The following is a 22,731-nucleotide window of genomic DNA, read 5'->3' on the forward strand; positions in this document are numbered from 1 at the left end:
TCCGTTGTCCAAGGTTGAGATCAAGACCGCTGACGCGCCGCAGCCGGTGGCCCGTTTCTCGCAGGGTGTGCGCAAGGGCAACATCCTGCAGGTGGCGGGGCAGGTGGCGTTCGACCCGAAGTCGGGCGACATCGTCGGCACCACGGTCGCCGAGCAGACCCGCCAGACGTTCGCGAACCTGCACGCGGTGCTGGCGGCCGGTGGCGCGTCCATCGACGACGTCGTGATGATCCGCGTCTACCTCACCGACACCGCGCACTTCGCGGAGCTCAACGAGGTGTACGGCGAGTTCGTGACGGACCCGGCGCCGGCCCGCACCACCGTGTACGTCGGCCTGCCCGCCGGTCTGCTGGTGGAGATCGACGCGCTCGCGGTCGTCGACTGATCTACCGTGCTGCGGGGCGTGCCCAGGTGTGGGCGCGCCCCGTTTTCGCGTTTCTGGGGGAAGAATCATGACGCACTACCCGGACCTCTCGCCGTACGAGTACTTCCCGTCGGACGTGCCGATGGTGAACGTGGGCTGGCTCGACCCGCCGCACGACTTCCCGACCGGCACGGCGCCCGACGGGCTGGCCGAGGCGTTGTGGCGCCTCGCGGAGAACCCCCGGAACATGGCGCGCGGCTTCCACTGGTGCGGGTTCTGCGAGGACGGCGACCAGTTCGACGACCTGCCCCTGGCCAGCGGCGAGATCCACGTCGAGGCGGGCGGGGTCCGCTACTCCGCCCCCAGGCTGGTGGCGCACTACGTGCGGGACCACGGATATCTGCCGCCGCGCGCGTTCGTCGACGCCGTGTTGGGCCAAGGCGCACACCTGAACCACCCGGACGCGTGACACGATTCGGCGTATGAAGTGGTACGCGGACAGACCTGCCAGGTTCACGCGTCAGCTGATCGCCGACCTCCTCGCCCTCGGCTGGGTCGCCCTCTGGATCTGGGTGGCGACCACCGCCCACGACTGGGTGCTCCAGCTGCGGGCGCCCGGCGACGGGCTGGTCAACGCCGGTGGCAGCATCCGGGACGCCTTCGCGAACGCCGCCGGCAAGGCCAGGGGCGTGCCGTTCGTCGGTGAGGACCTGGCCGGTGCGCTCGGCAACGGCACCAAGGCGGGCGAGACGCTCACCAGTGCCGGCAACGCGCAGATCGGCGTGGTCGAGGACAGCGCTTTCTGGCTCGCCGCCGCGCTCGTCGTGATTCCCGTGCTGTTCCTGCTGATCACGTGGCTGCCGCTGCGGCTGCGGTACGCGCGCAAGGCCGCCAGCACCGCGCGGCTGCGGGACAAGCCCGACCTGCTGGCGTTGCGGGCGCTCACCTCGTTGTCGCCGCGCGAGCTCGGCAAGTTCGACGGCGACCCCGCCGTCGCGTGGCGGACCGGGGACGTGGACGTGATCGAGGAGCTGGCCCGGCGCCAGCTCGCGAGCGTGGGGGTGCGGGCGTGATCACGCTGTCGGTGATCGCCGCGGTGGTCGCGATGTGCGCGGTGGCCGTGTCGCTGTGGCAGGCCCGCGAGGCCAAGCACGCGCAGGAGGCCGCCCGCCAGTCGCAGGAGGCGGTGGTCAGGGCGCAGGAGGAGGCGCGGGCCGCGCGCAAGGCCGTCGAACAGGCCACGTCGAGCGCACTGCAGGCCAAGAACGCCCTGGAGGAGGCCAAGAAGGCCGTCGTCAAGGCGGAGGAGGCCGCGCGGCAGTCGCAGGAGGCCGCCACGGCGTCGCGGATGCTCGCCGACGAGGCGCAGCTCACCGCCCACCAGGCCGCGACCCAGGTCGGCGAGCTGGTCGGGGCGCTCGCCGCGCAACGCAGCCGCGTCGGCATGCCCACGTTCGCCATCACGCCCGGCGCGCCCGACGAGTTCCGGCTGAGCTACTTCGGCGGGCCCGCCGTCATCGAGCAGCTCACCGTCTCGGTGGTGCCGGGGTCGCGGGTGCTCGGGCTCTCGCAGTACGACGAACCGCCGGCCGAGCACCTCGCCGTCGGCCCGCTGCACAACGGCGACGCCGTCACGTTCCGCGCGGCGACCGGGCAACGCGCCAGCGCGGTCTTCCAGATCACGGCCGAGCCGTGGGAACCGATCGTGGTGCGCGCCGAGTGAACAGGCCGGCTGAGGGCTCGCCCGCAGCCGGCCCGTCCGTCAGTACACGGGACCGGTGAACTTCTCGCCGGGGCCCTGGCCGGGCTCGTCCGGCACGGCGGAGGCCTCGCGGAACGCACGCTGCACCGACTGCAGGCCGTCCTTCAGCGGGGCGGCGTGCGGGCCGAGGTACTCGGACGTGGCCGTCACGAGGCCGGCCAGGCCCGTGATCAGGCGGCGGGCCTCGTCGAGGTCGCGGCGCGGCGAGTTGTCGGGGTCGGGGTCGGCGAGGCCCAGGCGCTCCGCGGCGGCGGACAGCAGCATCACCGCGGCCCTGCTGATGACCTCGATGCTGGGCACATCTCCGAGGTCGCGGACGCTGTCTTCAAGCGGATCGGTCACGCCGACATTCAAGCAAGACGCTCGCGGCGGCCCACGTCACAGGCCCGCGATTCGGGGGTTGACAAGAGCGTCTGCTACTATTTCCGACGCGACCAGCTCTCGTGAGTGCGAGAGCGGCAAGTGGAGCCCCGCTCCCACCCGCGATCACCGCTTCTGGAGGTGGCCGGGTCCGGTCCTCCTGGCAGTCAGGGCGCACGGGCGTCCGAGCAGGCAGGTGTGAGATCGGTTGGAAGCGGGCCCTGTTGTCGAACATCGACGACGGGGCTCTTGTCTTTGGCGCAACCGAGTCTCAAAGGACGTGAATGACAAGTCCCTCGAACCGCGGTGCACCCGTCAGCACCGAGCCGCGCATCAACGACCGCATTCGGGTGCCGGAAGTTCGTCTGGTCGGGCCGAATGGTGAGCAGGTCGGGATCGTTCGCATCGAGGACGCGCTCCGACTCGCGCAGGAAGCGGATCTCGACCTCGTCGAGGTCGCCGCTCAGGCTCGCCCGCCGGTCTGCAAGCTCATGGACTACGGCAAGTTCAAGTACGAGACCGCGCAGAAGGCTCGCGAGTCGCGTCGGAACCAGCAGCTGACGGTCATCAAGGAGCAGAAGCTCCGCCCGAAGATCGACCCGCACGACTACCAGACGAAGAAGGGCCACGTGGCCCGCTTCCTCTCGCACGGGAACAAGGTCAAGGTGACCATCATGTTCCGCGGTCGCGAGCAGTCGCGCCCCGAGCTCGGCTACAGGCTTCTGCAGAAGCTGGCGGAGGACGTCGCGGAGCTGGGCTTCGTGGAGTCGAACCCCAAGCAGGACGGCCGCAACATGATCATGGTGTTGGCGCCGCACAAGAACATCAAGCCGCGCGTGGTCAAGCACGATGACGACGACGCGCCCGAGGCGGACACCGCTTCGGACGAGGCGTAGGACGCACGCCCGCCCCCGGACCCGGTGGGTAGCACGAGACGAGGACGGAAATGCCGAAGAACAAGACGCACAGCGGGACCTCGAAGCGCTTCAAGGTCACCGGCAGCGGCAAGATCCTCCGGGAGAAGGCCGGCAAGCGCCACATCCTGGAGAAGAAGTCCAGCAAGGTGACGCGTCGCATGAGCGGCACCGCGGTCGTGTCGGAGAACGACGCCCCGCGCATCAAGAAGCTGCTCGGTCTCTGACCCGCTTCGACATCCCCTAGCTAATTCGGGAACCGGCCCCCGACGCCGGTTCCCCATGAGATCGACAGGATGGACCCGTGGCACGCGTCAAGCGGGCTGTAAACGCCCAGAAGAAGCGTCGTACCACCCTTGAGCTGGCGAGCGGTTACCGCGGCCAGCGCTCGAGGCTGTACCGCAAGGCCAAGGAGCAGGTGCTCCACTCGCTCAACTACGCGTACCGCGACAGGCGTGCGCGCAAGGGCGACTTCCGCAAGCTGTGGATCCAGCGCATCAACGCTGCGTCCCGTGCGAACGGCATGACCTACAACCGCCTGATCCAGGGTCTTCGCCTGGGCGGCGTCGAGGTCGACCGCAAGATCCTCGCGGACCTCGCCGTCCACGACGCCACCGCCTTCACGGCGCTCGTCGAGATCGCCCGCAAGGCGCTCCCGGCCGACGTGAACGCTCCGGCCGGGGACCAGGCCTGAGCCAGCACGCTCGCAAGCACCACCGACCCGAGGCAGATCCGTTCACGGAACGGACTCCTCGGGTCGTTGCTGCTCGCCACCTGACCCGCCGCCAGGGCCGCGACAAGGCCGGTCGTTTCCTCGTCGAGGGCGCCCAGGCCGTGCGCGAGGCCCTCGCCTGGCGTGGCGGCGAGGTGCACGAGCTCTTCGTCACCGCCATCGCCGCCGACCGCAACCCCGAGCTGCTCGACGCGGCCGCCGACCAGGGTGTCCGGATCAGCGAGGTCACCGACAAGGCAGCGGACTCGCTGTCGGAAACCGTGACGCCGCAGGGCATCGTCGCGGTCTGCGACGCCGTGCCGCAGCCGCTCGACGTCGTGCTGCGGGGCACCCCGCGTCTCGTCGCGGTGCTCCACGGCGTCTCCGACCCCGGCAACGCGGGCACCGTCACGCGGGTCGCCGACGCGGCCGGAGCCGACGCGGTGATCTTCGCGGGCGACACCGTCGACCCGCACAACGGCAAGTGCGTGCGCGCCTCCACCGGCTCGCTCTTCCACCTGCCGATCGCCCGCTCCCGCGACGCGGCGGAGGTCTTCGCGGCGTGCCGCCGGGCCGGACTGCGGCTCGTGGGCGCCGACGGCTACGCGCAGCAGGACCTGGTCGAGGCCTCCGTCGCGGGCGAGCTGAAGCAGCCCACCGCGTGGGTGTTCGGCAGCGAGGCGCACGGACTGCCCGACGAGGTGAAGGCCGAGCTCGACACGTCGCTCAAGGTGCCGCTGTACGGCGCCGCCGAGAGCCTCAACCTCGCGACGGCCGCCGCGGTCTGCCTCTACGGCTCCGCGCGGGATCAGCGGAATTGAGCTGACGGGCCACGGGCGCGCGGCTATCGTGCGCCCGTGCGCGAACCCGAGATCGAACTCCTCTGCTCCCAGCTCGCCTCCTACTACGTCTTCCCGGACACGGCCAACGAGATCGCGAAGGTCCTGCGCGCCCGCCTCGAGGAGGGCGCCTACTCCACTGTGGACGATGACGAGGCGTTCGCGGCGGCCGTGACCGCCGACCTCCAGTCCGTCAACGGCGACAAGCACCTCCGCCTGCTCTACAGCGCCGAGGAGGTCCCCGAGACCGGCCAGGAGTCGGCCTGGGACCCGGTGGCCTACCGGAAGGAAGCCGAGCAGGACGCGTTCGGCATCCGCAGGCTCGAACGCCTCGAAGGCAACGTCGGCCTGCTCGAACTGAGCCTGCTGCACGACGCCGAGATCGCCACCCCGGCGATCATCGCCGCGATGACGCTGCTCGCGCACACCAACGCGTTGATCATCGACCTGCGCAACAACGGCGGCGGCGACCCGCACACGGTCGCGCTGGTCTGCAGCTACCTGTTCGACGAGCAGGTGCACCTCAACGACATCTACAACCGCCCGGAAGACACCACCCACCAGTTCTGGACGCTGCCGCACGTGCCGGGCCCGAAGTTCGGCGGCAAGAAGCCGGTCTACGTGCTCACCAGCGCCCGCACGTTCTCCGGCGCGGAGGAGCTGAGCTACAACCTCCAGCAGAACGAGCGCGCGACGTTGATCGGCGAGACCACCAAGGGCGGCGCGCATCCCGGCGACCGCTACCGGGTGGGCCCGCACCTCAAGTCGGCGGTGCCGAACGGCCGCGCCATCAACCCGATCTCGGGCACGAACTGGGAAGGCGTCGGAGTCGTCCCGCACATCCAGGTGCCGGCCGACGAGGCGTTCGCGGTCGCCTACAAGAAGGCGACCTCGAACCAAAACGGCTAACTGTCCAGGCGAGCAGTCAGTTCACGCACGAGGGGATCGGTGCCAGACGGCTTGTTCTGGCGCCGCATCGCCTCCGACAGCACCGACAGCACGTTCCCGGCCTGCTCGTCGTCCGGCAGCAGCGACGCGGCGCGGCGAGCCTCGACCTCCGCGCCTTCCGCGTCGTCCGACCGCAGCAGCATGCTCGCCGCCTTCAGCACGACGAACACCCGCCATCCCTTGTCTCCCAGCGACACCACCAGCGCCTCGGCGTCGCGGTACTGCTTCATCGCCAGCGCGAACTCGCCCACCTGGCCGTGCACCCACGCCCGGATCGCGGCGATCTCGGCCTTGCGCCGGGTGACCTCCTGCTGGTCCTCGACCTCGACCAGCAACGCCTCGGCCTCGTTCAGCGCCGCCCGCGTCTCGGTGACCTCGTCCTCCGGCAGGTTCGAGGCCAGCTCGACCAGCGACCCGATCGCCTCGAAGAGGTTGCCCTCCTGGTGCCACAGCGCGGCGCCCGCGCGCCACGACGCCGTCGCCTCGTCGTGCTTGCCGAGCCTGCTCTGCACGGAGGCGAGCGCGTCGAGCAGGAACGCCCGCCGCCCGATCTCGTCGGCGGGCAGCAGGTCGGACGCCTCGCGCAGGTGCCGTTCGGCGGCGGGCAGCTCACCGAGCTGGCGGCACACCTGGCCGAGCCGGAACACGACCTGCAGGCGCAGGTCCTCCTGGCCCGGCTGGAGCAGCCGCAGCGACTCCTCCAGCACCTCGGCGGCCTCGACGAACCGGTTCGTCTGCACGTAGCCGGCGCTCAGCGTGAAGCAGAACGCCGCTGTGTGGCCGTCGGAGAGGTGCACGCGCGAGATCGCCACCGCGTCGCGCAGCTCGGCGAGGTGCGCCGACTCCTGGTCCAGCTCCTGGATCGCGGCGCACTGGTGCCAGACCGCCTCCGCGCGTTCGGGCAGCGGGAACGCGGCCACGTACGCCTTCGCGGTCGCCATCGCCTCGTCTGTCTTGCGCAGCAACGTCTCCAGCCGCAGCCGCACCCGGAAGCCGTTGAACCGCGCGCTCGGCGTCATCTCGCCAGCCATGACGGCGACGACGTCGGTGTACGCGCCTTCGAGGTCCTGTTGCCGCGCACGGTGTTCGGCGGCGTCGACCCCGGCGTGCCCGCGCAGCGCCGGAACGTCCAAAGCGGACGCCAGCGCGATCATCTCGCCGGCCTTCTCGTGGTCGTGCGCGTTGTTGTAGATGTCGGCGAGCGACAACGCGGCGATGGCGCGGGTGTGGTCGGACTCGGCCTCGGCGAGGCAGCGCTCGGCGATCTCCTGGCCGTCCTCGAGCCCCTCCGCCACGCGGGCCTGGTGGCGCAACGCGATGTCGTGCGGCAGCGCGGTGAGCAGCTCGGTGAACCGGTCCCGGTCGAACGGCGTCACGCCGGTCGTCATCCGCCGGATGGCCGCGTGCGCCGCGAGATCGGGCGGCAGCAACGCGTCCATGTCCTCCGGCAGCGAGTCGAGCCTGCGCCGCGCCGCCACGAAGTCGCCGTGGTCGAACAGCGCCACCATCGACTCGGCGATCTCCACCGGGTCGCCGGTCACGTCCTGCTCCTCGACGGCGGCGGCCACCGGGGCGGCGGGCACGGCGAGCTCGACGGCCGGGTAGTCCTCGCGTTCCAGCGTCTCGGTGAGCTTGTCGAGCGACGACGTCGTGCCGTTGCGCGCGTCGAACTGCTTCGCGAGCTGGACCGCCCGCTTCGTCAGCCGGTCGAGCAGTTCGGCGGCCGTGCGCGTGCCGACGCCGGGCACCTCGAACACGGTGTCCGCCGCAAGCCGTTGCAGCAGCACGGAAGCGCTCGTGCAGAACGCCAGCTCGTCGGACGGCAGCTGCACCGCCGTCACCTTGTGCAGCGACCGGCGCAGGATGTCCTCGCCGCGCCCGAGGTTGCCCGTCAGCGCGCAGAACCGGATGTGCTGGTGCACGTACGAGGTGATCTCGTCGTCCTTGATCAACCGGTACGCCGTCGTGTGCGCCTGCGCGGCCTTCTCCAGCTCACCGGCCTTCAGCAACGGCCACAGCAGCGCCGACAGGATGCCCTGCGGCTGCGTGGAACAGCCGGTGTCGACCGTGAGGCCCTCGAAGCCGTGCGCGATGGCCTCCTCGTGCCTGCCCAGGATCGACAGCATCGAGACCTGGCCCTCGGTGACGCACGACGCGCAGTCCGACATCGGCCCGCGTTCCGCCGCGAGGTAGCGGCCGAGGTGCTCGGCGAGCGCCTCGTCGTCCCCGACGTGCTGCGCGTACCTCGCCCGCGCGCCGTGCACCGGCTGCACCGAGAACCCGCGGCTGCCGTAGCGGTCCGCGAGCTGCCCCAGCACGGCCCGCACCTGCTCCAGCGAGAACTTCGGGTCCCGCATCAGGCCGGAGAAGATCCACTTGTGCGACCAGCTCAGCCGGTGGATCTCGTACTCGTTGAACGCCTCGGGGTCCTTCTGCTCGGCGGCCAGCAGCCACGCGAACGGCGACAGCATCAGGTCGTAGCGCGCCAGGTGGTAGCCGGAGTCGATCTGCGCGGTCCGGCACGACACCCCGAGCGGCAGGTGCCCGAGCGAGTCGGCCATCCGCGCGGCCCGTTCCAGCGCCTCGTGCTTCGGCATGCCGGTGGGCATGTTGTACGCGTCGAGGAACGCTCTTTCCGCGTCCTCAGCGGTGAAGTCGGACATGGTCACTTACCCCCAACAGCGCGGTCCAGCAGTTCCAGGAACGAGCGGTTCAGCGCCGCCGTGTCCTTCGGTCGCATCGCCCGCCGGGCCTGCAGGACGGCGTGCACGTACAGCGATTCGAGCGTCAGCTCCACCAGCACCGGGTCGGTCAGCCGTGCGAGCCGCTGCACCAGCGGGTTGCGCGAGTTGAGGACCAGCTGCTCCGGCCGGCCAGAGTCGGACCCGGCGGTGAGCTGGCCCAGCAGCTCCGCCCACAGCGGGTCCGTCACCTCCTCGGCCGTCTGCTCGGTGTCGAGCTTGCGCTGCTGCTCGGCGTTGCTGATCAGCAGCGCGGGCAGCGAGACCGGGTCGAAGTCGCGGATCACCGCGTCGCAGTCGTGCCGGTCGAGCGCCGCCGCGCCCTCGGACAACCGCAGCCGCAACGCCGTCTCGACGTCCGGCTCCGGATCGGCCAGCGCCGCCAGCAGCTCCGACGGGGCCACCCGGCGCGCGACCGCCGGGCCGTCGAGCGCGCTCAGCCGGTTCAGCAGCTCCAGGTCGTAGGCGTAGCCCGCGTTCACCAGACCGAGGCCCTGCGCGCCCGCGACCGGCGCGAGCTGGTGGAACTCGTCGACGTCCGGGATGTAGAGGATCGCGCCGTGCTTGCGCTTGAACTGCCGCAACGGCATCGCGCCGTCCGTCGTCTCGAACGGCAGCCAGCGCTCGACCAGCCGCAGCATGTCGTCGTCCGAGCGGGCCAGCGACTTGATGCCCAGGTGGTGCGCGGCCAGCAGCTCACCGGCCCGGCGCGGCTCGATCGCGTCCAGCCGGATCAGCCAGTCGCGGATCTGCTCGCCGAGCTCCTCGCGCACCGCCAGCAGCATCTCGTCCTGGTACAGCGACTCGCGCGACGCCGTCGGCCGGATCGCGGACGCGTCGACCACGCACCGCACGAAGTACGCCCAGTCCGGCAGCAGGCCCTCGACGTTGTCGCCGACCAGCATCCGCTTCAGGTACACCCGGTGCGTCTGGCGCGTGCCGGGGTGCACCCCGGACGGCAGCACGAACGCGACACCGGTCAGCCCCGCCGCCTCGACCTCGATCGGGATCGCCTCGAACGGCGTGAACCCCAGGACCTGCTCGCAGTACTCCGTCAGGTCCGCGTCCTCGTCGTCCCAAGGGCGCTCGCCGCGGGTGACCTTCTTGCCGTCCAACGTCACCGACGCCGGCAGCAGGTCGCCGTAGTCGACCACCAGCGGGCGCACGACGTCGGCCTCGAGCCAGTGGTCGTTGCCGCGCGACGCCGTGAGCGTCACCGTCGTGCCGACGGGGACGTCACCGTCCACTTCAGACACCTTGTAGTTGCCCGAGGCGTCCGCCTCCCAGCGCACGGCCGGGCCACCGTCCCGCGCCGACCGGGTGATCACCGTCACGGAGGACGCGACCAGGAAGCACGACAGCATGCCCACGCCGAACTGGCCGAGGAACCCCTCGCGGGCGAACCCCAGGTCGTCCCGCTTCGACGTGCGCCCGAGCGTGGACAGCAGGTCGTGGACCTCCGTCTCGGTCAGCCCGATGCCGGTGTCGGTGATCGTCAGCGTGGAGCCGCAGCTGATCGTGACCTCGGCGGGGCAGGACGGGTCGAGCTCACGCCTCGCCGTGATCGCGTCGACGGCGTTCTGCAGCAGTTCCCGCACGTAGACGCGCGGACTGCTGTACAGGTGGTGGCTGAGCAGGTCGATGATGCCGCGCAGGTCGACGCGGAAGGTGTGCGACATGATGCGACCATCCTAGGGACGACACGGGCACTGGTGCCGCTCTTTAACGGAAGCGCCCAGAGCGGTCAACTCGGCACCGACTACGATCGGTCTGTTCATTGCCAAGTCCGCTGTGTTGGTTCACAACTGGGAGCTGTCCACAAACCATGTCCGGAGCCAACGACCCGTACGACCCGAAGCAGGTCGCGGCGCTGTCGGCCGAGAACCTCGACGCGGCCGTGCAGAAGGCGCGCGAGGCGTTCCAGGGCGCGGCCGACCTGGAGGCGCTCGCCTCGGTCAAGCCGGGCCACCTCGGTGACCGGTCGCCCGTCCTGCTGGCCCGCCGCGAGATCGGTGCCCTGCCCCCCAAGGCCAAGGCCGAGGCGGGCAAGCGGGTCAACGAAGCGCAGTCCGCCATCAAGACCGCGTTCGACGAGCGCCACGCCGTGCTCCAGGTCGAACGCGACGAGCGGGTGCTGCGCGAGGAGTCCGTCGACGTCACGCTGCCCTGGGACCGCTTCCCGCGCGGCGCGCGCCACCCGATCACCACGCTCGCCGAGCGCATCGGTGACGTCTTCGTGGCCATGGGCTACGAGGTCGCCGAAGGCCCCGAGCTCGAGACCGAGTGGTTCAACTTCGACGCGTTGAACTTCGGCAAGGACCACCCGGCCCGGTCGATGCAGGACACGTTCTACATCGCGCCCGGCGACTCGCAGCTGGTCCTGCGCACGCACACCTCGCCGGTGCAGGCCCGCACGCTGCTGGAGCGCGAGCTGCCCGTGTACGTCGTGTGCCCCGGCCGCACGTTCCGCACGGACGAGCTCGACGCGACGCACACCCCGGTGTTCCACCAGGTCGAGGGCCTCGCGATCGACAAAGGCCTGACCATGGCCCACCTCAAGGGCACGCTGGACGCGTTCGCGCGCTCCATGTTCGGCGAGGACTCGAAGACCCGCCTGCGCCCCTCGTTCTTCCCCTTCACCGAGCCGTCGGCCGAGGTCGACGTGTGGTTCCCGGAGAAGAAGGGCGGCGCCGGCTGGGTCGAGTGGGGCGGCTGCGGCATGGTCAACCCCAACGTGCTGCGCGCCACCGGCGTCGACCCGGACGTCTACTCCGGCTTCGCGTTCGGCATGGGCCTGGAACGCACCCTGCAGTTCCGCAACGGCCTTCCCGACATGCGCGACATGGTCGAGGGCGACGTCCGCTTCACCCAGCCTTTCGGAACGGAGGCCTGATCCGGATGCGCGTCCCGGTCAGCTGGCTGGTCGAACACCTCGGTTTCGACGAAGTCCCCACGCCCGACGAGCTCGCCGAGGCGTTCATCCGCATCGGCATCGAGGTCGAGGAGGTGAGCCCGCTCGGTCCCGTGACCGGCCCGATCGTCGCCGGTCGCGTCGTCGAGATCGAGGAGCTCACCGAGTTCAAGAAGCCGATCCGCTACTGCAAGGTCGAGGTCGGCCCCGAGCAGGTCAACCAGATCATCTGCGGCGCCACGAACTTCGTCGAGGGCGACTCGGTCGTCGTCGCGCTGCCCGGCGCCGTGCTGCCGGGCGGGTTCTCGATCGCCGAGCGCAAGACGTACGGCCGCGTGTCGCAGGGCATGCTCTGCGCCGCCGACGAGCTCGGCATCGGCGACGACCACTCGGGCATCCTCGTGCTGCCCACCGGCACCGCGCAGCCCGGCGACGACGCCATGGAGCTGCTCGGCCTGAACGACACCGTCATCGAGCTCGCGCCGACGCCCGACCGCGGCTACGCGTTCTCGGTGCGCGGCCTCGCCCGGGAGATCGCCTGCGCGCTGGAGGTCCCGTTCGGCGACCCCGGTCTCGCGGAGATCCCGGAGCCCGAGGGCGAGGCGTGGCCCGTCCACATCGAGGACCGCGACGGCTGCTCGCGCTTCGTCGCGCGCCGGGTGACCGGGGTCGACCCGACGGCGCCCACGCCGTGGTGGATGCGCCGCCGCCTGATGCTCGCGGGCATGCGCTCGATCTCGCTGCCGGTCGACGTCACGAACTACGTGATGCTCGAACTGGGCCAGCCGCTGCACGCGTTCGACGCCGCGTCGCTGTCCGGCCCGCTGACGGTCCGCCGCGCGCTCGTGGGCGAGAAGCTCACGACGCTGGACGACTCGGTGCGCGCGCTCGACGTCGACGACATCGTGATCGCCGACGACTCCGGCGTCATCTCGCTGGCCGGTGTCATGGGCGGCGCCTCGACGGAGGTCCAGGACAGCTCCTCGGACATCCTGCTGGAGGCCGCGAACTGGGACCCGGCGTCCATCGCGCGCACGGTCCGCCGGCACAAGCTGCCGTCCGAGGCCGCGAAGCGCTTCGAGCGCACCGTCGACCCCGCTTTGGCGCCGGTGGCGCTGGAGCGGGCCGCGAAGCTGCTCAACCACTACGCCGAGGGCTCCATCAAGCCGGGCCGCACCGACGTGGGCGCGCCGACGCTGCCCGACGCGGTGTCGATGCCGATCGACCTGCCGGACCGCATCGCCGGCGTCCGCTACGCCCGCGGCGTGACGGCCCGCCGCCTCGGCCAGATCGGCTGCCAGGTCTCCGTGACCACCTCGGAGGAGGGCCAGACGATCGTCACGGCCGTGCCCCCGACGTGGCGCGCGGACCTCGTGCAGCCCGCCGACCTGGTGGAGGAGGTGCTGCGGCTGGAGGGGTACGACACGATCCCGTCCGTGCTGCCGCCCGCGCCCGCCGGTCGTGGCCTGACCGAGCAGCAGCGCCGTCGTCGCACGGTGTGGCGCACGCTGGCCGAGGACGGGTTCGTCGAGGTCAAGCCGTTCCCGTTCATCGACCCGTCGGTGTTCGACGCGTTCGGGCTCCCGGCCGGCGACATCCGCCGCAACACGGTGGGCGTGCTGAACCCGCTCGAGGCCGACAAGAACGTGCTGGCCACGACCCTGCTGCCGGGGCTGCTGGAGACGTTGCAGCGCAACCTGGCCCGCGGGGTCCGCGACGTGGCGCTCTACAACGTCGCCCAGGTGACGTTGCCGCGCGCGCAGCAGGTCCCGGTGCCGTCGCTCGGCGTGGACCGCAGGCCGACCGAGGCCGAGGTGGCCACGATGCTGGCCGCGCTGCCGCAGCAGCCGCTGCACGTCGCGGGCGTGCTCACCGGCCACCGCGAGCGTGCGGGCTGGTGGGGCAAGGGCCGGATCGCCGACTGGTCGGACGCCGTCGAGGCGGCCCGCCGCGCCGGTGCCGCGTACGGCGTGACGTTGCGCGTCGTGGCCTCGGACCTGCTGCCGTGGCACCCCGGCCGCTGCGCCGAGCTGCGCGTGGGCGACTGGCCCGTCGGCCACGCCGGCGAGCTGCACCCGAAGGTCGTCGAGGCGCTGGGCCTGCCCAAGCGCACCGTGGCGTTCGAGTTGGACCTCGACGCGCTGCCGCTCGACGACCACCGCCCGGCCCCGACGGTCTCGGCCTACCCGCCGGTCCTGCTGGACGTGGCCCTGGTCGTGGACGACTCGGTGCCGGTGCAGTCGGTGTCCGAGGTGCTCGGCGCGTCCGCGGGCGACCTGCTCGAGGACCTGCGCCTGTTCGACGTCTACACGGGCGAGCAGCTGGGCGAGGGCAAGAAGTCGCTCGCGTACTCGCTGCGCTTCCGCGCGCCGGACCGCACGTTGACGGTGGAGGAGGCGACTGCGGCCCGTGACGCCGCCGTGGCCGTCGCCGGTGAACGCCTGGGTGCCGCTCTGCGCGCCTGACCGATCAGCTAGAAGGGGCCCGGGACTCCCGCTGGAGACCCGGGCCCCTTCGCGTCGGCGTGCCGCCGCGGTGCCCGGATATGTACACAGTATTGTGGCAACAGGGAAAAGCCCGGTGCCGCGTCGGCTGGGCTCCGTGGCAGTCCACCCGACGTGGCCATGGATGACACGCTGATAAATTGCCCATGAAAGTTCGCTCGATCGGCTGAGTCCCGTTCACCGGGATTTGGGATCAAACCAGCAGGTGGTAGCCCTGCGTAGCTGTCAAGGTGCCAAAGGTCCTTCATTACAAGGGGAAATCGGCGCCCGTCGGACGCTTGCGCAGTACGTGAAGCTTCTCCAAGATTGGCGGCGCGGCCCGCTAGGGCCGAGGGGCGAAGCGATGAACCACCGGGCGAGTTGGTCGCCGGTCCGGTGGGGAGCTAGAGGCGAACCCACCGCCTGGAGCAACAACTCTGGAGAGTTGCGCCATGCGTAGTCTGGGTCCGCGTCTTGAGGTCGCCGTGTCGTTGACGATCCTCATGGTCGGTGCGGCGGTCGTGGCGGCCATGCACCTGACGTGGCCCGAGAAGCAGCTGCCCGCGATGGCGTACTCCGTGAGCAGCGGCGAGTCCGGGATGCAGCAGCTCAAGCCGTTCGAGATCAACGACATCTCCGGCGCGGCCGTCGAGCTCACGCCCGGCGCGGTGGGGGAGCGCAAGGTGCGGCTGTCGAACCCCAACGCCGTCGGCATCATCGTCGAGAGCCTGTCCGCGGTGCCAGGTCAGCCGCTGGACGCCACGCAGCAGCGCGTGGAGGGGTGCCCGGCCGGGGTGCTGACCGTCGTGCCGCTCACCGACATCGTGGAGATCCCCGCCGGAGGAGCGGTCGAGGTCACCATGAAGGTCGAGGTGGCGAAGGACGTGCCGGCGGCGTGCGCCGAGCTGGTCTTCCCGCTCACCTACTCGGGCCGAGCGAAGCACGGTTAAGCGCGCGGGGCATGGCTGGTCGCGCGAGGTGCGGCTAACCGCGCGGGGCATGGCTGATAGCGCGAGGTGGGTTGGTCGCGCGAGGTGGGCTGGTCGCGCGGAGCATGGCTGGTCGCGCGTGGTGCGGCTGACTGCGCGATGCACGGCCAACCGCGCGAGGTACGCCTAACCGCGATGCACAGCTAACGGCGCGAAGCACTCCAGCCGCGAAGTACTCCCAACCGAGCGAAGCACTCCAGCCGCGAAGCACCGCCACCCCAGCGAGGCCTGGCTAGCCGCGCGGGCCGGCACCGTCGCGGGCCACCCGGCCGGCGAGCGCTTCCCGTGCCGCAGGCCACTCGTCAGCGATCATCGAATAGACAACGGTGTCCCGTTGCGTGCCATCAGGCCGTGTGACGTTCGCGCGCAGCACGCCGTCCCGTTGAGCGCCCAGCTTCTCGATCGCCCGTTGCGAGCGGACGTTCGCACCGTCCGTGTACCAGCCCACGCGCAGCGCGCCGCGCACGTCGAACGCCTCGGTCAGCAGCAGTAGCTTCGCCTCGGGGTTGATGGACGTGCCGTGCCAGGCGCTGCCCACGATCGTGTAGCCGATCACGAGACGCCGGTTCTCCGGCGACACCTCGTAGAACGACGTCGTGCCGACGACACGGCCCGTGGCGATCTCGATCTGCGCGAACGCCTCACGCGAAGACACCGCGGTGGCAATCCACGCGCGCATGTCGTCGACAGAAGAAGGCTGACTGCTCAGCAACCACGTCCAGATGTCCGGATCGCGGGTGACCTCGAACAATTCCGGAGCGTGATCTACCGACAACGGTTCGAGACTGACATGTTTCCCTCTCATGTGTGCTCACGCTAAAGGTGTTTGAGTGCCTCGCGACGTGACAACGGTGACAGTCCCGGTCGTGCCTCCACGAACGCGCGCACCCACCCCGGTTCGGTCTTCGCGAACTCGCGCAACGCCCACCCGATCCCCTTGCGCAGGAAGAAGTCCGGATCGTCCGCGTTGGCGTCGATGCACGCCGTCAGCAATTCCACGTCAGTGGCGCCTTTGCCGCCGAGCTGACAGATCACCGACGTGCGCCGCCGCCACTTGTCCGCGTCCGCGGACCACTGGAGCATCAACGGCCGCACGACCTCCGGCGAGGAACGCAGCAACGGGCCCACGAGCTTCGACGCGATCTCGTCCACGTAGTCCCACCAGGCGCCGGTCACGATCATCTCGTCGAACCACGGCAGCAGGTCGACGGACTGGAAACGCTTGTCGCCGCTCAACGTGAGCGCGACGTACCGTTCCTCACGATAGGTGGCCTCACGCCACAACGTCCGCACGGCGTCGAGCCACTCGTCCCGGTCGTGCAACCGCGGCAACGACTTCAGCAACACGACGCGTCCCGGTTTCTGCACGCCCAGGAACGGCATGTCGGACTTCATGTACGCCTGCATCTCCGGCGCCTTCACCGGATCCGCGAGCTCCTCGAGTCCTGCTCGAACCGCGTCGATCAAGGAAACCTTAAGGGTCACGTCCAAACGGTATAGGCATTAGGAGTAGCCCAGTTGAGATTTATGGCCCCATCGGTACCGAAAGTGCTAACGAACACGCAAAACATCACTTGAGTGGGCGCTTCTGTGAACAGAACGGGTGCCACACCCATATACAGTTCGCGTTCATGCGCGTGCTGATGGTCGTGGCGGCGCTCGTGCTCGGCAGCATGGGTGCTACCAAAGCGGACGCGGTGGGTTACCTGGATCTGCCGCTGGTGAACGGAAACGGAGAGCAGCGGGGTGGCGTGCACCCCGATCTGCCCACCGACCGTGCCGCGCTCGAGCAGGCGCTGACCGACTACCGCGCCAGGGGCATCTCGCCCGTCCGGTTCAAGGCCCTGCTGTGGCACTACTGGGTGATCCGCGCGGCCGAGGACGCCGGTGTGAACCTGTCCGACTGGGACCCGCAGCGCACCGCCGAGTCCAACCGCGCGGTGATCTTCGCCGTCTACGACTTCTACGCGCGCCTCTACCTCACGCACCCGGACACGTTGCGATGGATGGGTTTCGCGAACATCGGCGCGCCCGCGTTCGCCGCCGGCATGCTCGACCTCGGCTCCATCCCGGAGCTGCGCTGGTTCGCCACGATGCTGATGTCCATGCAGAAGCACATCTTCATGGACCTCGGCGCCATGCACGCCGCCTACCTGCACGGCGGGATCGAGGCCGTCCGGGAGATGCGCGACGCGGGCATAATCGACGAGGACACCACGAAGGCGTGGGAGGACCCGGCCGGCGCGGTCATGGAGTTCTCCTCGCGCGAGCAGAACCTCGTGATCCCCGACCAGTTCGACCGCATGCGGGGCCGGTTACTCCCGCCCGGCGAGATGGTCACGTACGCGATCACGGTCGCCGGACCGATGCCCGTACCGGGCGGCAGGACACCCGCGCAGTACAAGCCCCTCTTCGGCGGCCCGCTGCCCGCCTTCAACTACGCCGACCGCACCGCCCGCTGGGACTTCCTGAGCAGGGACACGATCCCCGCCTACGAGCGGCTCACCCAGGAGGCCGTGCACCGGATCGTGCAGCGGCCGTTCGCCGACAGGGTCGCCGACTACCGGGCAGGGGCGCGCCTGATCGACCTCCTGCCGTTCCGCAGCGGCGTCCGCTGATCCGTTTGTTCACTTCGTTCGGGCGTGGATTCGCATCCCCCGACGTAGGCTGTCGACCATGACGTCGTACGACTACGACCTGATCGTCATCGGCTCTGGTCCTGGCGGCCAGAAGGCGGCGATCGCGGGTGCGAAACTGGGCAAGCGCGTGGCGATCATCGACAAGCAGGACATGATCGGCGGCGTCTGCACGAACACGGGCACGATCCCGTCGAAGACGCTGCGCGAGGCGGTCATGTTCCTGACGGGCATGAGCCAGCGCGAGCTGTACGGCGCCAGCTACCGCGTCAAGCAGGACATCACCATCACCGACCTGATGGCCCGCACCCAGCACGTCATCGGCCGCGAGGTCCAGGTCGTGCGCGCCCAGCTGCACCGCAACGGCGTCGACCTGCTCAACGGCTTCGGCCGCTTCCTCGACGAGCACACCATCGCCGTCGACGGCGCCCACCGCGGCGACCACACGACGATCACCGGCGAGTTCGTCGTCATCGCGACCGGCACGACGCCCGCGCGTCCGTCCGGGGTGGACTTCGACGAGGAGCGCATCCTCGACTCCGACGAGGTCTTCGCGCTCACCGAGATCCCGTCGTCGCTGGTCGTGGTCGGCGCGGGTGTGATCGGCATCGAGTACGCGTCGATGTTCGCCGCGCTCGGCACCCGCGTCACGGTCGTGGAGCAGCGCGAGAAGATGCTCGACTTCTGCGACCCCGAGATCGTCGAGTCGCTCAAGTTCCACCTGCGCGACCAGGCCGTCACGTTCCGGTTCGGCGAGAAGGTCGTCAACGTCCAGGTCTCCGACGGCGGCACGGTCACGACCCTCGCGTCCGGCAAGCGCATCCCGGCCGCCGCCGTCATGTACTCGGCGGGCCGCCAGGGCACCACCGAGAAGCTCGACCTCGCCGCCGCCGGCCTCGAAGCGGACCCGCGCGGCCGCCTGTCCGTCGACGAGCACTACCGCACGCCCGTCGAGCACATCTACGCCGTCGGCGACGTGATCGGCTTCCCCGCGCTCGCCGCCACGTCGATGGACCAGGGCAGGCTCGCGGCCTACCACGCGTTCGGCGAGCCGGTGCACGACCTGACGGCGTTGCAGCCCATCGGCATCTACACGATCCCGGAGATCTCGTACTGCGGCGCCACGGAGACCGAGCTGACCTCGTCCGCGATTCCGTACGAGGTGGGCATCTCCCGCTACCGCGAGCTCGCCCGCGGCCAGATCGTCGGCGACGCGTACGGCATGCTGAAGCTGCTGGTGTCCACTGTGGACCGCAAGATCCTCGGTGTGCACGTCTTCGGCACCGGCGCCACGGACCTCGTGCACATCGGCCAGGCCGTGATGGGCTGCGGCGGCACGGTCGACTACCTCGTCGACACGGTCTTCAACTACCCGACGCTGTCCGAGGCGTACAAGATCGCCGCGCTCGACGCCACGAACAAGATCCGCGCCCTGGAGCGCTTCACGACCCGGTGATCACGACCGCGTCAGGCCGGCGTCGTGCGCCACGATGGCGGCCTGCACGCGGTTGGTGACCTCCAGCTTGGGCAGGATCCGGCTGATGTGCGCCTTCACCGTGCCGGTCGCCATGAAGAGCTGCTCGCCGATCTCGGTGTTGGACAGCCCCTCGCCCACGAGCTTGAGCACACCTCGTTCGGTCTCGGTCAGCGCGTCGATCTTGCGGCGCGCGTCCGACCCGTCGTTCGGCGCGGTCAGGTGCCTTTCGATGAGGCGCTTGGTGATCTGCGGCGCCAGGATCGGTTCGCCCGCGGCGGCCTTGCGCACGGCGGTGATCAGCTCCTGCGGCGGCGTGTCCTTCAGCAGGAACCCGGTCGCGCCGACCTTCAACGCCTGCGCCACGTAGGAGTCCTCGCCGAACGTCGTGAGCATGACGACGTTGGCCCGCGAGGCGATCTGCTCGGCCGCCTTCAGCCCGTCGCCGCCGGGCATCCGGATGTCGAGCAGCGCCACGTCGACCGCGTGCTTCAACGTCAGCTCGACGGCCTGCCTGCCGTCGCTCGCCTCGGCCACCACGGTGATCTCGGGGTCGTTCTCCAGGATCAGCCGGATTCCGGCGCGCATGAGCGTTTCGTCGTCGGCGATGAGAACTCGGATCACGAAGTGCACACTACGGGCGTTCCTGCTCCTTCGAGGACAGAACGCCTTCGCGGAAGCACAGCTTGTAGGCGAGGTCGGGGTTGTGCGACGTCCGGAACCGCGAGCAGCCGTCCACCCCGAGCACCCCGATGCCGAACTGCTCGTACACCTCGCCCTCCGGCGTGACGCCGACCTTCAACGAGTCGAAGTACGGCGCGTTCATCTGCGTGGGGTTGAGCAACGTGAAGAGCAGCAACACGACCAACGCGCCCGCGATCGGCACCAGTGCCAGCAACCCGAGACATCCGCCGCCGAGCACGCGCGGCACCGTCAGCACCTCGGCCGCGAGCGGCGGCGGGACCTCCGCCACCTCGGTGCCGGCCAGGTCCGCCTGGGCAGGCGGGTGCAGCGGCACGTCCGCCGCCACCCGGAACCCGCCCTCGACCGGCGGGCCCGCGCTGAACGACCCGCCGAGCAGCCCGACGCGTTCCTCAAGGCCGACGAGGCCACGCCGGGCGCCCTTGCCGGGACCCGCCGACGACGGTCCGTTCAGCACCTGGATGCGCACCCTGCCGTTCTGCACCGCCACCTGCACCCGCGTGCGGGCGGACGGCGCGTGCTTGGCGGCGTTGGTCAGCGCCTCGCGGACGACCCGGTGCACCGCGCGGCGCGTGCGGGGGTCGGCGCCGTGCAGGTCGTCGCCGGACCAGTCGAGCGCCGCCCCGGACACCTCGACCAGCGCGGTGATGTCGGACCGGGTGCCGGTGTCCTCGTCGAGCGACTCGGGTTCGGGGTTGGTCCGCAGCACGCCGAGGATCTCGCGCAGCTCGGCCATCGCGAGCGACGACGTGGTGCGGATCAGCTCGGCCTGCTCGTGCAGCTGCGGGGCCTTGGACGCGGTCGTGAGCTCCAGCGCCCCGGCGTGGATGGAGATCAGGCTGAGCCGGTGCCCGAGCATGTCGTGCATCTCGCCGGCGATGTGCGCGCGTTCGTCGGACCTCGCCGACGCGGCGGTCAGCGCCCGCGCCCGTTCCAGGTACTCGTTGCGCTCCTGCAGCAGCCGGACCATCGGCCTGCGCCGGCCGAGCAGCATCCCCGACACCGCCGGGAACAGCACGAAGAACACCGAACCGACGATCGCGCCGAAGGCCGCCTCCCAGAACGGCATGCTCCGGTAGCTCTCCTGGAGCTGGCTGAAGCCGCCCTGCAACACGGTCATGATGCCGAGCAACGCCCACAACCGGCCCATCCGGTCGATGCGGCGGCACGCGGTGAAGACCACGAACGTCGTGATGGCCTGCGCCCACAGGTTGTTCACGGCGAACAGCGGCGCGGTGAGCAGCAACGCCCACTCGGGCTTCTTCGGCGCGATCCACACGAGGGCCGCGATCCACAGGGCGGTGGTGACCGTCAGCGTCCAGTGGGGGACCGGGGCGAGCGGCGCGATCAGCGGCACCAGGCCGACGAGGAACGCGAGCAGCGTCCAGACGTACCTCATCGGGTCAGCTCCCTCTTCGCGGTCATCAGCCCGTTGTCCCGGTCGAAGCAGAGCTCGAAGTCGCGGTCGGGCGAGTCCTTGACGGGGTAGCGGTAGCAGCCGGCGTTGTCCGACAGCACGCCGAAGCCGTACGTCTCGGTGATCTCCTGCTCGTGCGTGACGGCCGTCTGGAACCTGTCGTACTCGGCGCGGGGCATGTCGTCGCGGCCGAACACCGCGACCAGCAGCAGCACGAACACCGTGCCGAGCGCGGGGACGACCGACAACGTGGCCAGGCAGCCGCTGCCGACTGCGCGCGGCACCGTGAGCACCTCGGCGGTGATCGGCGGCGGCGCCTCGGCCACGGCGTTCGCGGCGCCTGTCTCCTCCGGCACGACCGGGTGCAGCGGCAGGTTCGCGGTCACCCGGAACCCCTGACCCGCCGGCACCTCGGCGAGGAACGACCCGCCGATCAGCTCGACGCGTTCCTCCAGGCCGATCAGGCCGCGCCGGGTGCCCGCACCCCGGGGCGCCGCGCTCGGACCGTTCACGACCTCGACCCGCACCCGGTCGGCGACGGCGACCGATACGCGCGCACGGGCCGACGGCGCGTGCTTGTGCACGTTCGTGAGTGCCTCACGCACGACTCGATGCACGGCCCTGCGCAGTCGTGCGTCGGCGTTGGCCAGGTCGTCGCCGCTCCACTCAAGGTGCACGGTGAGGCCTGCCGCTGAGGACGCCGCCACGAGTCGTTCGACGTCCGCGCGCGTACCGGCGTCTTCGTCGTGTTCGCCGGACGCACCGAGAACGCCGAGGATCTCGCGCAGTTCCTCCATCGCCACGGCGGACGTCTTGCGGATCAGCTCGACCTGTTCGCGCAGCTCAGGGGCCTGCTCGGCGGCAGACCGCTCCAACGCGCCCGCGTGCGCGGTCAGCTGCCGGAGCCGGTGGCTGAGCATGTCGTGCATCTCGCTGGCGATGTGTGCGCGCGTTGCCGACCGTGCTGTGCTCGCGGTCAACGCGCGCGCGTGTTCCAGGTAGTCGTTGCGCTCCATCAACACCTGCGTCAACGGCTTGCGCCGCCCGATCAGCGCCCCGGACACGGCGGGGAAGACCAGCAGGAACACGACGCTGAACAGCGTGCCGACCAGGTACTCGGCGAGGCCGTCCCCGGCGAGCCACGAGTGCAGGCCGCCGAACGCCGCCTGGAGCGCCGCCGTCACGCCCACCAACGTCCACAGCCGGCCCTGCGAGCGGATCGACCGCGCCGACCGGAAGATCACGAGCGACGTCGGGGCGAGCGCGAGCAGGTTGCTGACGCCGTTGAGGGGACCGGTCAGCACGATCGCCCACCCCGGCCGGTGCGCGCTGAGCGGCACCAGCGCCGCCGCCCACACCGCGGACAGCACGACCAGCCAGACCGGCGCGGGCCTGCCGAGCGGCGCGACCAGCGTCACGAGCGCCACCAGGAAGGCGGCCGCCGCCCACAGTCCGTCGCGCACCTTCACGTTCACGCCG

Annotated in this window: 22 protein-coding genes; 14 read left to right on the top strand and 8 right to left on the bottom strand. The window is 70.4% G+C overall.

Going from position 1 to position 22,731, the window contains the following annotated elements; translation table 11 throughout:
• Positions 1 to 4 precede the first annotated feature (4 nt).
• The 4 genes from ACQEU1_RS37220 to ACQEU1_RS37235 all read left to right on the top strand — a co-directional run bounded on the left by ACQEU1_RS37220 (position 5) and on the right by ACQEU1_RS37235 (position 2,087).
• On the top strand, positions 5 to 385 hold the full coding sequence (locus ACQEU1_RS37220; protein ID WP_189159655.1) for a RidA family protein: 381 nt from the start codon (positions 5 to 7) through the stop codon (positions 383 to 385).
• A gap of 67 nt (positions 386 to 452) precedes the next feature.
• Positions 453 to 833, top strand: coding sequence for a hypothetical protein (locus tag ACQEU1_RS37225; RefSeq protein WP_433212787.1), 381 nt, complete (start codon positions 453 to 455; stop codon positions 831 to 833).
• Positions 834 to 846: 13 nt separating this feature from the next.
• Positions 847 to 1,437 (top strand): hypothetical protein, encoded by a 591-nt coding sequence (locus ACQEU1_RS37230; RefSeq protein ID WP_433212790.1) that lies wholly within the window; start codon positions 847 to 849, stop codon positions 1,435 to 1,437.
• The gene (locus tag ACQEU1_RS37235; protein ID WP_433212793.1) at positions 1,434 to 2,087 is read left to right on the top strand and encodes a hypothetical protein; all 654 of its coding nucleotides are present in this window, start codon (positions 1,434 to 1,436) and stop codon (positions 2,085 to 2,087) included. Before ACQEU1_RS37230 ends, ACQEU1_RS37235 begins: the two co-directional genes overlap by 4 nt.
• A gap of 39 nt (positions 2,088 to 2,126) precedes the next feature.
• On the opposite strand, the gene ACQEU1_RS37240 is transcribed toward ACQEU1_RS37235, so the two are convergent.
• A complete protein-coding gene (locus ACQEU1_RS37240) occupies positions 2,127 to 2,468 on the bottom strand; it encodes a DUF1844 domain-containing protein (protein ID WP_166054225.1) in 342 nt (113 codons plus the stop codon).
• 302 nt (positions 2,469 to 2,770) lie between these two features.
• Here ACQEU1_RS37240 and infC point away from each other — a divergent pair, with 302 nt between their 5' ends.
• The 5 genes from infC (at position 2,771) to ACQEU1_RS37265 (ending at position 5,860) form a co-directional block, all read left to right on the top strand.
• The gene (gene infC / locus ACQEU1_RS37245) at positions 2,771 to 3,382 is read left to right on the top strand and encodes a translation initiation factor IF-3 (RefSeq protein ID WP_433212797.1); all 612 of its coding nucleotides are present in this window, start codon (positions 2,771 to 2,773) and stop codon (positions 3,380 to 3,382) included.
• Positions 3,383 to 3,432: 50 nt separating this feature from the next.
• Positions 3,433 to 3,627: a 50S ribosomal protein L35 gene (gene rpmI, locus ACQEU1_RS37250; protein WP_086663968.1), complete on the top strand. Its 195-nt coding sequence runs from the start codon at positions 3,433 to 3,435 to the stop codon at positions 3,625 to 3,627.
• A 77-nt stretch (positions 3,628 to 3,704) separates the two neighbouring features.
• On the top strand, positions 3,705 to 4,094 hold the full coding sequence (rplT, locus tag ACQEU1_RS37255) for a 50S ribosomal protein L20 (protein WP_433212801.1): 390 nt from the start codon (positions 3,705 to 3,707) through the stop codon (positions 4,092 to 4,094).
• Complete coding sequence (locus ACQEU1_RS37260; RefSeq protein ID WP_433216964.1) at positions 4,091 to 4,933, top strand: TrmH family RNA methyltransferase; 843 nt, start codon at positions 4,091 to 4,093, stop codon at positions 4,931 to 4,933. The genes rplT and ACQEU1_RS37260 overlap by 4 nt, the downstream gene beginning before the upstream one ends.
• Before the next feature lie 36 nt (positions 4,934 to 4,969).
• Positions 4,970 to 5,860, top strand: a complete 891-nt coding sequence (locus ACQEU1_RS37265) for a S41 family peptidase (RefSeq protein WP_433212804.1) — start codon at positions 4,970 to 4,972, stop codon at positions 5,858 to 5,860.
• Here ACQEU1_RS37265 and ACQEU1_RS37270 read toward each other — a convergent pair.
• Together ACQEU1_RS37270 and ACQEU1_RS37275 are read right to left on the bottom strand one after the other, a co-directional pair.
• On the bottom strand, positions 5,857 to 8,562 hold the full coding sequence (locus tag ACQEU1_RS37270; protein ID WP_433212807.1) for a hypothetical protein: 2,706 nt from the start codon (positions 8,560 to 8,562) through the stop codon (positions 5,857 to 5,859). The genes ACQEU1_RS37265 and ACQEU1_RS37270 overlap by 4 nt on opposite strands.
• Positions 8,563 to 8,564: 2 nt before the next feature.
• Entirely contained in the window at positions 8,565 to 10,319 is a 1,755-nt protein-coding gene (locus ACQEU1_RS37275) for an HSP90 family protein (protein ID WP_433212810.1), read from the bottom strand.
• A 146-nt stretch (positions 10,320 to 10,465) separates the two neighbouring features.
• On the opposite strand from ACQEU1_RS37275, the gene pheS reads away from it, so the two are divergent.
• The 3 genes from pheS (at position 10,466) to ACQEU1_RS37290 (ending at position 14,984) form a co-directional block, all read left to right on the top strand.
• Entirely contained in the window at positions 10,466 to 11,533 is a 1,068-nt protein-coding gene (gene pheS, locus ACQEU1_RS37280) for a phenylalanine--tRNA ligase subunit alpha (RefSeq protein ID WP_433212813.1), read from the top strand.
• Between the two features lie 5 nt (positions 11,534 to 11,538).
• Positions 11,539 to 14,016 (top strand): phenylalanine--tRNA ligase subunit beta, encoded by a 2,478-nt coding sequence (pheT, locus tag ACQEU1_RS37285; RefSeq protein WP_433212816.1) that lies wholly within the window; start codon positions 11,539 to 11,541, stop codon positions 14,014 to 14,016.
• Positions 14,017 to 14,486: 470 nt separating this feature from the next.
• Positions 14,487 to 14,984 carry a hypothetical protein gene (locus tag ACQEU1_RS37290; RefSeq protein WP_433212819.1) on the top strand — a complete coding sequence of 166 codons (498 nt, stop codon included), beginning with the start codon at positions 14,487 to 14,489 and terminating at the stop codon, positions 14,982 to 14,984.
• A 271-nt stretch (positions 14,985 to 15,255) separates the two neighbouring features.
• Here ACQEU1_RS37290 and ACQEU1_RS37295 read toward each other — a convergent pair whose 3' ends face one another.
• The gene (locus ACQEU1_RS37295) at positions 15,256 to 15,828 is read right to left on the bottom strand and encodes a GNAT family N-acetyltransferase (protein ID WP_433212822.1); all 573 of its coding nucleotides are present in this window, start codon (positions 15,826 to 15,828) and stop codon (positions 15,256 to 15,258) included.
• 11 nt (positions 15,829 to 15,839) lie between these two features.
• Positions 15,840 to 16,508: a DNA alkylation repair protein gene (locus ACQEU1_RS37300; RefSeq protein ID WP_433212825.1), complete on the bottom strand. Its 669-nt coding sequence runs from the start codon at positions 16,506 to 16,508 to the stop codon at positions 15,840 to 15,842.
• Positions 16,509 to 16,654: 146 nt separating this feature from the next.
• Between ACQEU1_RS37300 and ACQEU1_RS37305 the strand changes: the two genes are divergently transcribed.
• Both ACQEU1_RS37305 and sthA read left to right on the top strand, forming a co-directional pair.
• Entirely contained in the window at positions 16,655 to 17,641 is a 987-nt protein-coding gene (locus ACQEU1_RS37305; protein ID WP_433212828.1) for a hypothetical protein, read from the top strand.
• Positions 17,642 to 17,699: 58 nt separating this feature from the next.
• On the top strand, positions 17,700 to 19,115 hold the full coding sequence (sthA, locus tag ACQEU1_RS37310; protein ID WP_433212831.1) for a Si-specific NAD(P)(+) transhydrogenase: 1,416 nt from the start codon (positions 17,700 to 17,702) through the stop codon (positions 19,113 to 19,115).
• On the opposite strand, the gene ACQEU1_RS37315 is transcribed toward sthA, so the two are convergent.
• From ACQEU1_RS37315 to ACQEU1_RS37325, 3 genes are read right to left on the bottom strand one after another with little or no spacing between them, the layout of a single operon-like run.
• On the bottom strand, positions 19,116 to 19,757 hold the full coding sequence (locus ACQEU1_RS37315; RefSeq protein WP_433212834.1) for a response regulator: 642 nt from the start codon (positions 19,755 to 19,757) through the stop codon (positions 19,116 to 19,118).
• 10 nt (positions 19,758 to 19,767) lie between these two features.
• On the bottom strand, positions 19,768 to 21,234 hold the full coding sequence (locus ACQEU1_RS37320; protein ID WP_433212837.1) for a sensor histidine kinase: 1,467 nt from the start codon (positions 21,232 to 21,234) through the stop codon (positions 19,768 to 19,770).
• On the bottom strand, positions 21,231 to 22,727 hold the full coding sequence (locus ACQEU1_RS37325; RefSeq protein ID WP_433212840.1) for a sensor histidine kinase: 1,497 nt from the start codon (positions 22,725 to 22,727) through the stop codon (positions 21,231 to 21,233). The genes ACQEU1_RS37320 and ACQEU1_RS37325 overlap by 4 nt, the downstream gene beginning before the upstream one ends.
• Between the last annotated feature and the right edge of the window lie 4 nt (positions 22,728 to 22,731).

This window comes from Lentzea sp. CA-135723 (assembly GCF_050936595.1).
Classification (GTDB): Bacteria; Actinomycetota; Actinomycetes; order Mycobacteriales; family Pseudonocardiaceae; genus Lentzea.